The organism is Flavobacterium sediminis (assembly GCF_003148385.1).
GTDB classification, from domain to species: domain Bacteria; phylum Bacteroidota; class Bacteroidia; order Flavobacteriales; family Flavobacteriaceae; genus Flavobacterium; species Flavobacterium sediminis.
Genome location: NZ_CP029463.1, coordinates 2,011,594 through 2,024,003 on the forward strand (window position 1 = coordinate 2,011,594; position 12,410 = coordinate 2,024,003).

11 protein-coding genes and 1 pseudogene are annotated in these 12,410 nt (G+C 36.3%); 5 read left to right on the top strand and 7 right to left on the bottom strand.

Annotation, left to right across the window (positions count from 1 at the left end):
- Positions 1–25: 25 nt before the first annotated feature.
- From DI487_RS09320 to DI487_RS09330, 3 genes are read left to right on the top strand one after another with little or no spacing between them, the layout of a single operon-like run.
- Entirely contained in the window at positions 26–700 is a 675-nt protein-coding gene (locus DI487_RS09320; RefSeq protein WP_146193421.1) for a zinc metalloprotease, read from the top strand.
- A gap of 35 nt (positions 701–735) precedes the next feature.
- The gene (locus tag DI487_RS09325; protein WP_146193423.1) at positions 736–1,233 is read left to right on the top strand and encodes a M43 family zinc metalloprotease; all 498 of its coding nucleotides are present in this window, start codon (positions 736–738) and stop codon (positions 1,231–1,233) included.
- The gene (locus DI487_RS09330; protein ID WP_109569403.1) at positions 1,152–2,036 is read left to right on the top strand and encodes a T9SS type A sorting domain-containing protein; all 885 of its coding nucleotides are present in this window, start codon (positions 1,152–1,154) and stop codon (positions 2,034–2,036) included. Before DI487_RS09325 ends, DI487_RS09330 begins: the two co-directional genes overlap by 82 nt.
- Before the next feature lie 69 nt (positions 2,037–2,105).
- Here the strand turns inward: DI487_RS09330 and purT are convergent, their stop codons facing one another.
- The 3 genes from purT to DI487_RS09345 form a co-directional block, all read right to left on the bottom strand.
- The gene (purT, locus tag DI487_RS09335; protein WP_109569404.1) at positions 2,106–3,275 is read right to left on the bottom strand and encodes a formate-dependent phosphoribosylglycinamide formyltransferase; all 1,170 of its coding nucleotides are present in this window, start codon (positions 3,273–3,275) and stop codon (positions 2,106–2,108) included.
- Between the two features lie 69 nt (positions 3,276–3,344).
- Entirely contained in the window at positions 3,345–4,535 is a 1,191-nt protein-coding gene (locus DI487_RS09340) for a pyridoxal phosphate-dependent aminotransferase (RefSeq protein WP_109569405.1), read from the bottom strand.
- Positions 4,536–4,565: 30 nt separating this feature from the next.
- Positions 4,566–5,660, bottom strand: coding sequence for a fatty acid desaturase family protein (locus DI487_RS09345; protein ID WP_109569406.1), 1,095 nt, complete (start codon positions 5,658–5,660; stop codon positions 4,566–4,568).
- A 110-nt stretch (positions 5,661–5,770) separates the two neighbouring features.
- Here DI487_RS09345 and rsmG point away from each other — a divergent pair, with 110 nt between their 5' ends.
- Positions 5,771–6,406, top strand: a complete 636-nt coding sequence (gene rsmG, locus DI487_RS09350; RefSeq protein WP_109569407.1) for a 16S rRNA (guanine(527)-N(7))-methyltransferase RsmG — start codon at positions 5,771–5,773, stop codon at positions 6,404–6,406.
- Positions 6,407–6,442: 36 nt separating this feature from the next.
- Here rsmG and pruA read toward each other — a convergent pair.
- The 4 genes and pseudogenes from pruA to DI487_RS09370 all read right to left on the bottom strand — a co-directional run bounded on the left by pruA (position 6,443) and on the right by DI487_RS09370 (position 10,866).
- Positions 6,443–8,067: pseudogene (pruA, locus tag DI487_RS09355) on the bottom strand (L-glutamate gamma-semialdehyde dehydrogenase).
- A 102-nt stretch (positions 8,068–8,169) separates the two neighbouring features.
- Positions 8,170–8,556 (bottom strand): Co2+/Mg2+ efflux protein ApaG, encoded by a 387-nt coding sequence (apaG, locus tag DI487_RS09360; protein ID WP_109569408.1) that lies wholly within the window; start codon positions 8,554–8,556, stop codon positions 8,170–8,172.
- Positions 8,557–9,606 (bottom strand): DUF3667 domain-containing protein, encoded by a 1,050-nt coding sequence (locus DI487_RS09365; protein ID WP_109569409.1) that lies wholly within the window; start codon positions 9,604–9,606, stop codon positions 8,557–8,559.
- Positions 9,607–9,609: 3 nt separating this feature from the next.
- Complete coding sequence (locus DI487_RS09370) at positions 9,610–10,866, bottom strand: type IX secretion system plug protein (RefSeq protein WP_109569410.1); 1,257 nt, start codon at positions 10,864–10,866, stop codon at positions 9,610–9,612.
- Positions 10,867–11,063: 197 nt separating this feature from the next.
- On the opposite strand from DI487_RS09370, the gene DI487_RS09375 reads away from it, so the two are divergent.
- A complete protein-coding gene (locus DI487_RS09375; protein ID WP_109569411.1) occupies positions 11,064–12,410 on the top strand; it encodes a Na(+)-translocating NADH-quinone reductase subunit A in 1,347 nt (448 codons plus the stop codon).

The following is a 12,410-nucleotide window of genomic DNA, read 5'->3' on the forward strand; positions in this document are numbered from 1 at the left end:
GTATACAGTCTTTAAAAAAACAATTATGAAGAAGAAATACTTTTTGTTGCTTTTTTCGGTGAGTTTATTTTTTTCAAATGCTCAGGAGTCAATGGAAAAAAAGCCTAAATTTTTCGGAAAAGAAATAGCAGCCGATAAAATAAGTTCATCCGGATATATAAAATGTATAACAGATGAATATGAACAATATTTACAAGAGAGAAATTCCGGTAGATTAACTAACGATAAGTTTGAAGAATGGTTGGCTCCGCTCATTGAAAGATATAAAAATAGCAGACAGTTACTTAGCCCTACCCAAGTTATTTATATTCCGGTAGTAGTTCATGTTATTCATAACGGAGATCCTTACGGAACGGAAGAGAATATTACAGACGAGCAGGTAGAATCTCAAATTACAGTAATGAATCAGGATTTTAGAAAGATGACAGGTACTCCGGGCTATAATTCAAATCCTGTAGGTGCAGATATAATGGTAGAATTTGTCTTAGCAAAAGTAGATCCGAACGGAAATCCTACAAACGGAATTGATCGCGTTAATATGTGTCAGGAGTCATGGTCTACATCAGCTATCGACGATTACGTTAAGCCAAATACTATTTGGGATCCGAATCTGTATATGAATATGTGGTCTGTTAATTTTTCAAGTGGTAGCCTTTTAGGATATGCAACTTTTCCTTCGGGTCAGGACTTGACGGTTTAACTAGTGGATATGGAACAGATACAACTGATGGAGTAGTGTCTGGGTATAGATTTTTCGGCAGCTCTGATCTTACTTCGGGTAATTTCTATCCGCCTTATGATAAAGGAAGAACAATGACTCATGAGGTTGGTCATTTTTTGGGATTACGCCATATTTGGGGCGACGGTAATTGTTCGGTAGATGATTTCTGTTTGGATACTCCGAATGCCGCCGCCGCTAATTACGGTTGCAATACGACCGATTCCTGTCCGGATGGACAAGGAAACGATATGATTGAAAACTATATGGATTATACAGATGATTTATGCATGAACATTTTTACAAATGATCAGAAATTAAGGATCTTGGCAGTCATGGATAATTCGCCCAGAAGAGTTTCTTTAAAAACATCCCCTACCAGTGCTCCGATACCTTTATTCGCTAATGATGCTGAGGTGAAAATTGAAAACTATTGTACCGGAGGGCTTGTAACCCAACACATAAAATACTCCTTTACAATAGAGGAACTTCTGATCTTACTGCAGCAACCTTAACATATAATGTTGACGGTGGAGGAAATTATAATTACAGTTGGTCAGGTATTATAGAGCCTGATAAATACGAGTTAATAACGATCTATACTACAGAAACGACTGGGGTATTAAATATTTCTCTTGCTTCAGTAAACGGAGGAGTTGATGAGCGTTCTTCAAATAATAACAGTAGTAAGGTATTTGATTTTGGGCAATTACCGACTGATTATCCGTTTGAAAATTTTGTGTTTAATCTGGTAGGAGATCGTTGGGGTAGTGAAACAACATGGGATTTAAAGGATTCAAACGGAGTAGTGCTTTATTCCGGAGGACCTTATACAAACAAGCTACTTAACGGTACCCAGAACCTTGTCACAAATATGGTGTGGAACTTACCGTATGACGGGTGTTATAATTTTACAATTAATGATTCTTACGGAGATGGTATTTGTTGTACAAGTGGTGCAGGTAATTGGAGTATAACAACTGATTCAGGTGCCATTACAGTAGGAAGTGGTGGTAGTTTCAGTTTTGCAGAATACCTGTCGTTTAGTACAACTGTTTTAAGCAATGATGCCTTTGAAACAAATGATTTTACACTTTACCCGAATCCGGCTGAAAATATTCTCAATGTTTCAATACCATTAGAAATAACGGATGATCTAACGTATGAGATTTATAATAATTTAGGACAAATTTTGAAAGTTGGCAAAGTGACTCAAAAAGAGTTCATACTTACTATCGGAGATTGGCATGAAGGAGTATATTTTATTAAATTAAGATCAGAAAACTCAAGTTCGACTTTAAGATTTGTCAAAAACTAAATACTTGAATATATGCAAAGAGCAACATCGGATTTTTACCGGTGTTGTTTTTTTGTATATTGTTTTAAATTAAGCTTTAACCGTAACTAAGGAAGCTGCTGCTTTTGCTTTTTCCACGATTTCTTCTACCGGAGTGTCTAAGGTATCGTGTGTTAAAGCAATCCCCATTCTTCTGTAAGGGCGGGTTGTAGGCTTGCCGAAAATTCTGAAATCCGTTTTAGGCAGAGCAGCTATTTTTTCTAAACCTTCATATCGAGGGTTCTCTGAAAAATCAGAAGCAAGAATAACGGCACTAGCTCCGGCTTTTTCTAAGGTGATCTCAGCAATAGGCAAGCTTAAGATTGTTCGCAGATGCAATTCAAATTCACTGAAGTTTTGAGTTCCTGCTAAAGTTACCATTCCGGTATCGTGCGGACGAGGAGATAATTCGGAGAAATAAACACCTTCATCAGTTAAAAAGAATTCCACACCAAAAATACCGGCTCCTCCTAGAGCTTCCGTAACTTTTTTAGCCATATTCTGTGCTTCGGCAATATCCTGATCGGAGACTCTTGCCGGTTGCCAGCTTTCCTGATAATCGCCACGTTCTTGTCGGTGGCCGATCGGAGCACAAAATAATGTGGGTAATCCATTGTTTTGAGTTACCGTTAATAAGGTAATTTCGGAATGAAAATTAACAAAAGCTTCTACAATTACTTCAACAAGGTCACCTCGAGAACCTTCTACGGCATATTTCCAGGCTTTTTCAATATCAGCTTCCGTTTTGATCGTTGATTGACCTTTTCCTGATGAGCTCATTAATGGTTTTACTACACAAGGAATACCAACTTCAGCAACTGCTTTTTCTAGTCCGTCCTGAGAAGTTGCATACTTATAATTAGCTGTACGAAGTCCTAAATCTTTAGCTGCTAAATCGCGAATTGCTTTACGGTTCATGGTAAAGTTAGCGGCTTTAGCAGAAGGGACTACTGTGATGCCTTGTTTTTCATAATCATAAAAACGCTCGGTGCGGATCGCTTCAATTTCCGGAACTATAAAATCAGGTTGGTGTTTGGCTACTATTCGGTCAAGTTCGGCGCCATCTAACATGTTAATCACTTCAAATTCATGAGCCACTTGCATTGCAGGAGCATTGGAATAACTATCAACTGCAATTACATATTGCCCTAATCGTTGTGCTGCAATTACAAATTCTTTTCCTAATTCGCCGGAACCTAATAAAATTATTTTTTTACGCATGGTTGTTGTGTTGATGGTTATAAAAAAAGCCCCAAGTTCTCTCAGGGCATTTATTTAAAGGTTTTATAGTTAAGCCAAAGCTTCTTTAATTCTTTTTATCGCTTCACGCAATAGTTCTTCGCTGGTAGCATACGATAAACGTATACAGTTCGGATTGCCAAAAGCATCACCCGTTACTGTAGCTACATTGGCTTCAGCCAATAAGAACATGGCAAAGTCATTAGCGTTTTGAATTTCTTTTCCTTTGATAGTTTTTCCGAAATATTCAGAAACGTCAGGGAAGAAATAGAAAGCACCTTCCGGTTGGTTTACCTTAAAGCCGGGGATTTCAGAAAGTAATTGGTAAACAATTTCTTTTCGGTTTTTGAAAGCGTCAACCATATACTGAATCGCTGAAGGTTCGGCAGAAACAGCAGCTATAGTAGCTCTCTGAGCAATAGAGTTGGCACCACTGGTTACTTGTCCTTGAATTTTAGTACATGCTTTAGCGATAAATTCAGGAGCACCTATGTACCCGATTCTCCAGCCTGTCATGGCAAAAGCTTTTGCAACGCCGTTTACAGTGATCGTTCTGTCTTCCATTCCGGGAATGGAACCGATACTGCAATATGAATCAGTAGTATAATTGATATGTTCGTAAATCTCGTCAGAAACAACATAGATTTGCGGATGTTTTTTTAATACTTCAACTAAAGCCTCCAGTTCTGCTTTACTGTAAACAGATCCTGACGGGTTGCAGGGCGAACTGAACCACATCATTTTAGTCTTAGGTGTAATGGCAGCTTCAAGTTGTTCGGCTGTCATTTTAAAATTACTGTCAATAGCGGTAGGAACTTCAACGGGAACACCTCCCGAAAGTTTTACGATTTCAAAATAGCTAACCCAGTAAGGAGCCGGCAAGATAACTTCGTCGCCATTGTTCAGCATAACCTGTGCTACATTGTATAAGGATTGTTTAGCACCGGTTGAAACTACAATTTGAGTAGGAGTATAATGTAAATTATTATCGCGTTTGAATTTGTGACAAATAGCCTCTTTCAAATCAACATAACCATCTACCGGAGGATAAGCGCTCCAGTTGTCGTCAATAGCTTTTTTTGCCGCTTCTTTAATAAAATCGGGAGTGTTAAAATCAGGTTCTCCCAAACTTAAACTGATGATGTCTTTTCCTTGAGCTTTTAATTCGCGTGCTAAAGCAGCCATGGCTAAAGTTTGCGAAACAGCCAAATTGTTGATACGATCAGATAATACGTGATTCATATTAGATTTATTATTGTTGTGTTACTTTTACTAGGTAAATTGTGGTTTTCTTCCTAATTCTTTTAAATGTTTAAAATGCGAATAAATAGCCTGACGGGTTGTTTTGAATTCGTAATACGGTAAATTAAACTCGTGAGCCGTTTCTTTTACGATCTTAGATATTTTTTTATAATGAATATGGCTGATATTCGGAAAAATGTGATGCTCAATCTGATGGTTTAAGCCACCGGTAAAATAATTGACCAACCAGTTTTTAGGCGCAAAATTAGCAGTAGTAAACAATTGGTGCGCTGCCCAAGTGTGCTCCATTTCACCTTCTTCGTTTGGTTCCGGATTAGTAGTGTCTTCCACCACATGTGCTAATTGGAATACAACACTTAAAATTAAACCGGCAGTATAGTGCATTGCAATAAAGCCAATGAGTACTTTCCACCAAACAATTCCCAAGATCATCGGGATAACCAACCAAACGGAAAAGTAAATGGCTTTAGTGATGATTAATGTAGTCCACTGAAAAGCAGGTTTTTTAAATGCACCGTAAGATAATTGACGTTTTAAATAACGTTTCATTTGAAGGAAATCAGTAGTGATAGCCCAGTTGAAAGTTAATAAGCCGTATAAGAAAATAGAGTAATAGTGCTGAAATTTATGGAATTTGTGCCATTTTGCTTTTTCGGTAAAACGAATGATCTTTCCGGCGTCTAAATCTTCATCATGTCCGTGAATATTGGTGTATGTATGGTGTAGTACATTGTGCTGAACTTGCCAGTTATAAACATTTCCGGCCAAAATATAGATACTGCTACCCATTATTTTGTTAACCCAGTTTTTTGTAGAATAAGACCCATGGTTGCCATCGTGCATGACATTCATTCCTACTCCGGCCATTCCGATTCCTATTACAATGCTCAGAAGTAAGTATACCCAAAAAGGCATATCCATTGCAATTAAAAAGAAATAAGGAGCCAGAAATAAGCTAAACATAATAATGGTTTTCAGGTGAAGTCTCCAGTTTCCTGTTTTCTTTAAGTTATTTTCCTTGAAGTATGTGTTTACTCTTTTATTTAACGTTCTGAAAAAAGCAGCGTTATTGGTTTTTGAAAAAATAGGGGTTTTATTTTGCATAATTCATTAATTCATTGATGGTTTCAAAGGTACTAATATTCTTTTGCGAAATGCGACTTAAAAAAAATATTTCTTAACGAAAAGATGTATTTTTGTTGAAAATTTATGAGATGGATAAAATTTTGCAATACTTTCCTGATTTGTCTGAAAAACAGATAGAACAGTTCAAAATGTTACAAAGCTTGTATAACGAGTGGAACGCTAAAATAAATGTAATTTCGCGTAAGGATATTGACGAGTTGTATACCCGTCATGTATTGCATTCTTTAGGTATTGCCAAAGTTATTTCGTTTAAAGACGGAGCAAAGGTCATGGATGTGGGGACCGGAGGTGGGTTTCCGGGAATTCCACTGGCTATTTTGTTTCCGAATGTAGATTTTTATTTGATCGACGTTATCGCTAAAAAGATTAAAGTGGTTACGGAAGTGGCGAATGCCTTAGGTTTGAAAAATGTTAAAGCAGAACAAAAACGTGCCGAATTGGTCAAAGAAGAATTTGATTTTATTGTAAGTCGTGCCGTAACGAATATGCCCGATTTTGTAAAATGGATAAAAGGAAGAGTGGCTAAAGACTCTGTACATGAAATGAAAAACGGAATTTTATATTTAAAAGGAGGTGATCTGGCTGAAGAATTAGCAGTATATCAGAATGTACAACTTTTTGATCTGGCGGATATTTTTGAGGGTGAATTTTTTGAAACCAAAAAGGTGGTTTACCTGCCTATGAAGTATAATAAGAAAAACTAAAAAATCCCGCAATTGCGGGACTTTTTATATGTTGAATTATCCTAAGAATGGATATCTGTAATCTTCCGGAACAATAAGTGTTTCTTTAATTGTTCTTGGAGAAACCCAACGCAATAGGTTCAGGATTGAACCGGCTTTGTCATTAGTTCCTGATGCTCTTGCGCCGCCAAACGGTTGGTTTCCTACAACAGCACCTGTCGGTTTGTCGTTAATGTAGAAATTTCCGGCAGCATTTTGTAAAGCAAGGGTTGCTTCTTCAATAGCATAACGATCCTGACTGAAAATAGCACCTGTTAAAGCATATTCAGAAGTGGTATCAACTAATTCTAAAGTTTTAGCCCATTTTTCGTCTTCATATACATAAATCGTAACTACAGGTCCGAAAAGTTCCGTTTCCATAGTTTTGTATTTCGGATTAGTTGTTAAGATAACCGTTGGTTCCACAAACCATCCTTTTGATTTGTCATAACCGCCACCTAAAATAATTTCGGCATCGCTATCTTGTTTCGCTTGTTCGATATATGAAACTAATTTGTTGAATGATCCTTCGTGAATAACCGCTGTGAAGAAGTTCGATAAATCTTCAGGCGACCCCATTTTAATGGATTGAACGTCTGTCGTTAATTGTTCTTTTACAGCCGGCCATAAACTTTGTGGGATGTATACTCTTGAAGCAGCACTACATTTTTGTCCTTGGAACTCAAAAGCACCGCGAACAATTCCTGTTACTACTTGTTTTACATTAGCAGACGGGTGAGCTAAGATAAAATCTTTACCACCGGTTTCACCTACAATTCTCGGATATGTTTTATAGTTATGAATGTTGGCGCCAACTTTAGCCCATAAGTCTTTAAATACATGCGTTGATCCTGTAAAGTGAATACCTGCAAAATCCGGACTTGCTAATAGCGTGTCGGTTACCATTACAGGGTCTCCGTAAACTACATTGATCACACCGTCAGGAACACCGGCTTCTTTGAAAATGTCTACAATAATTTTAGCTGAGAAAATTTGGCTGTCACTAGGTTTCCAAACGACAACATTCCCATCATGGCAGCACTTGAAGGCAAGTTAGCAGCAATGGCAGTAAAGTTAAACGGCGTAATCGCATAAACAAAACCTTCTAACGGACGGTGTTCTACACGATTCCAAACAGAAGAATCTGAAATAGGTTGTTCTTTATAGATCTGCGTCATGTATTCCACGTTGAAACGCAAGAAATCGGTTAATTCACAAGCAGCATCTATTTCTGCCTGATGAACCGTTTTAGATTGCGCAATCATGGTTGCGGCATTGATTTTAGCACGGTAAGGTCCGGCAACCAATTCAGCAGCTTTTAGGAAAATAGCAGCTCTTGATTCCCAAGAAGTATTTGCCCATTTTTTACGTGCTTCTAAAGCTGTTGCAATAGCTTTTTCTACGTGCTCTTGTTCTGCTAAGTGATACGTGCCTACAACGTGTTGGTGATCGTGTGGTGCTGTTAAGTTTCTTGTGTTTCCGGTTCTTATTTCTTCTTTACCGATATATAACGGAACATCAACAGTTTCATTCCACATTTTTTTATAAGCAGCTAAAACCTGCTCTCTTTCGGGAGTTCCGGGTGCATACGATTTTACAGGTTCGTTTACAGCCTTAGGAACATTGAAAAATCCTTTTGACATGATATTGTTATTTAGGAATTATTAAATTTTTGGTACGCAAATTTACTAAAAAATAAACATCTTTCAGTAATAAAAGTAGTTGACAAATGCGTTAATAAAAACTTAATTCAATGCAAAAGGTGCACTGAATTTAAAAGTAGGAATGTAAACTTTAAAACTTTTAGTAGTAGTAAAGTTGATCATGTTAAAATAGCCTTTCATAGCCCCGATGGGAGAAGAAAGGAGGCAGCCTGAAGTATAGGTGTGTTTTTCGCCGGGTTTCAGAACCGGTTTTTTACCTACAACCCCTTCGCCGTCGACTAATTCTTTGTTGTTCAAAGCGTCTAAGATTTCCCAGTGTCTTGAGTTTAACTGAACGGAATCTTTACTTTGATTTTCAATAGTGATCTGGTAACTGAAAGCAAAGTGAATCCTGTAGTTTTTGAAATAAGTACCTTCAAAACTAGTTAATACAGAGATTTTTATGCCTTTTGTAATTTGGGTTACCATCTATTTTAATATTATTCCAAAAATAAACGTAATAAATATTACGAATATGAATGCGATCATGAATAATGGATGTAAAAGTACTAATTTTAAAATTGTTTTCCAACGACTCAATTGATAAAAATTTCTTAAAGAGCGGTATAGATAGTAAGGAAATATTAAAAGAGAACAGACCGATGAGACAAAATTTTGAAAGGGCGGGCTGAAAAGGTTAATTAAATTGAAAAGAATGAAACAAATAAAAATAAAGGTATAGAAAGTGTATACGAATATAAGGTGTTCCGTGTAGTTGATATCTCGGTTGTAAAAAACCAACCAAAAAATGACAGTGATAAAAGGGATTGAAAGAAATATTAGGAACGGAAGTTTTTGGTAGAAATAATCTTTTATCTCTTCTTCAATATCGTTTGTTTTGAAAGTTTTGGCTTTACTGGCTAAAAAATGATTCAGGGTATTATTTTCAAAGCCCAGATCTTGTAACATGAAGCTGATCTCTTTATCGGGGTGTTCAATGTGGTAATTTCTGAATGTAGTTAAGGTGTATTTTAATTTTTTATAACTATTGTCAGAACTTTTATGTAGTGTTTCTTGGCTGTAAATAGAATCAACGCTGAAGTTTTTATAGGTTACTGTTTCTTTTTTGCCGGAAATAGTTGCAGAAGCTATTATACTGTCGTTGTCGTTTTTAAGATCAAGAAAGTCGGAAGATTTAGGCATGGTTCTGTCGTTGCCCTCAATTAAAGAAAAGGTTAAAAAAAGCAAGATCGAGACACTTAGAAATAATCGGAACGGATTAGCATACGTAAATCGCTGTCCGTTATTATATCGCTTAGCTAAAACTCCCGGTTTAGAAAAGATAGAAATAATGGAATTTCTTAGTTTCGAATCGTAAGCATAAAAGTTAGAAAAGAATTCCTCTATAAAATCGGAGATAGTTATTTTTTTTGTGGAGTTCAACTGGCCGCAATAATGGCAATAACGTTCGCTTATATCTAAAGGAGTATTACAGTTTAAACATTTGTCACTTCTGTATTTAGCGTCTTTTCTTCCCATATATTAGTTTCGGATGTTTTCACTGTTAATCGTAGCAATGCCTATTACACGATCGTACCTGTCGGTATTGTTTCGGTAATACACTAAAATAGTATAGCTGTTTTCGGTTAAGTAAAAATTACCATCTATTGCATCTGCAAAGTTTATTTTCTTAGTGGCATCTGCTATAACGTACTGATAATTAACATACCCCTGTTTTAAGTAAAGCGCTTTTTCATAGCGGTTCGTTTTAGGATTAAAATCCATCTTGTTCTCATCATCCAGTTCGTAATTATTAAACATTCCGTTAATATAAATGGCTTCGTTAGAGAAAAGTTCCGGTTGGTCCAGAGAAAAATAAACCCAGGAATAATCAGACTCAATAGTGTTATCATCAACAGCGGAAGCGTTTTTGATATAGAAGTTTCCGTTAAAATCAGGGAAATAAGTATACACATTGTTTCTTCTCGGAACAGCTGTATATAAGATAGAATTATAAATATTGTCTCCGGAGGTAACCCGTGCCACACTGTTATTTGTTATTCTGATATTAGAGGTATCAAATGTGTAAAATTCATTTCCTCCCCAGAACTGCGTTTCTTTATTGTATTTGTAAATAAGTTGTGTGCCTAAAGTATATTGCGGTTTAATGTTTGAGATCATGGTACTCCAATTCGCATTCTGGAAAATGCAGATCCTGACATTCTGAATAGGATTTTGTAAAATTTGCTCGCCGTAATCAATGGCTATTTCAATGTTTTGTTTACTGTTCATGCCTTCAAAATCGCGTGCACGCCGCACTTCACCGATTACTGAAGTTTTGTCTTCATAGATCACAAATTTTCTCGAAAAAACTAACTCTTCTTCGTCGTTGAAAATTTTAAGGATATAATTTCCGGTTTTAGTGATCTGATTGTAACGGTTAGGAAATACCTGAGTATAATGAGAGTAGGATTGTAAAGTGTTGTATGAGTTAAGGTAAGTCATTATTCTCTGGTTGTCCAAGCCTTGTAAGTATTCGGCTTTTACCAAGTTGCTTGGCGTCCAGTCGTAATTATATTGTGTAATGGTATAATAGTAATCCGCTTCATTAGCATACAGATCGTCAAATTGTAACTCGAAACTTTCTCCTAATTTAAAAAAAGGAACACTGACAGCATTGTTTTTGACAAAGCAAACGGTTTTAATGTTAAACGGAGGTGCTTTTTCCGTTTCTTTCTGAGCAAAAAGAAAGCCGGATATCAAATAAAAGAATAATAAAAAAGTATTTTTTGAAAACATATTTTAAGCTGTTTTGTTGTAAAAATAATCAAACTATTTTTACTATTACAAATTAAATACCGTAATATTCTTAAGTCTTAATTTAGAATGAGTATAAATAAATAAAAAGCCTTGTCTAATTTTTGGTAGCGAAATGGGTAATTAACTAAATTTGCCTGTTTTATAAAAATATAGTACTAACCATATCTTCAATAAACATGTCAAAAGACATTCGAATTAAAAAAGGTTTAGACCTTAAGTTGAAGGGTGAAGCTGAAAAAAACGTTACAGCAAGTACCCGCTCGAAAGTCTATGCAATCAAACCTTCTGATTTCCATGGTGTAATACCTAAAATGGTGGTAAAAGAAGGAGCTAAGGTGAAAGCAGGTGAAGTTATTTTTTATTCAAAAAGTGATGAAGCTGTAAAATTTGTATCACCGGTTAGCGGAACTATTCAGGAGATTGTTCGAGGCGAAAAAAGAGTAATTTTAGCGATTAAAATTGCTGCCGAATCTCAGGATACTTTTGTTGAGCATAGCAAGAAAAATCCTAAAGATTTAGATGGAAAACAAGTAAAAGAAATGTTGTTAGCTTCTGGTTGCTGGCCATTTATTAAGCAACGTCCGTATGACGTAATTGCTAATTCGGCTGAAACACCAAAAGCTATTTTTGTTTCTGGACTAAATTCTGCTCCGTTAGCCGGAGATTTGAATTTTATGCTTGCCGATAAAAAAGAGATGCTTGCTGCCGGTTTTGCTGCTTTAACCAAATTAACATCAGGGAAAGTTCACTTGACCGTGGCTTCAGATGCAGATTTTATTCCTACTGTGGAAGGTTTAGAAGTTCATAAAGGTTCCGGTAAACATCCTGTAGGATTGGTTTCTACCCAAATTGCCGCTATAGATCCTATTAACAAAGGGGAGCGTGTTTGGGTTGTTCAAATTGAAGATGTAGCTATCATAGGTGAGCTATTCATGACCGGAAAAGCAAACTTTGAAAGAACAGTTGCCTTAACAGGTGCCGGTTTTGAAAATCCTTCTTATGTGAAAGCGTTTGTAGGATCCCAAATTGCCGATGTTGTTGCCGGAAATTTAAAAGAAGGGAACTATCGTGTGATCAGTGGTGATGTGTTAACCGGTGATAAAAAGTCAAAAGAAGACTTTTTAGGATTCTATCATAATCAGGTTACAGCAATTCCGGAAGGAGACGATTACGATTTCTTCGGTTGGAATTTGCCGAGACCAAATAAATTCAGTGTGTACCGTGCAGGGTTGTTTTCGTTCTTAACACCGAATAAGAAATACGACTTAAATACAAACACTAACGGAGAACACAGAGGTTTTGTGTTAACTGGAGAGTATGAAAAAGTTTGTCCTTTAGATATCTATCCAATGCAATTGTTAAAATCAATCTTGGTAAAAGATATTGATCAAATGGAAGCTTTAGGGATCTACGAAGTAGCCCCTGAAGATTTCGCTTTAACAGAATTTGTGGATGTGTCAAAACAAGATCATCAGCGAATAGTGAGACAAGGATTAGACTTAATGATTAAGGAAGTAGGATAA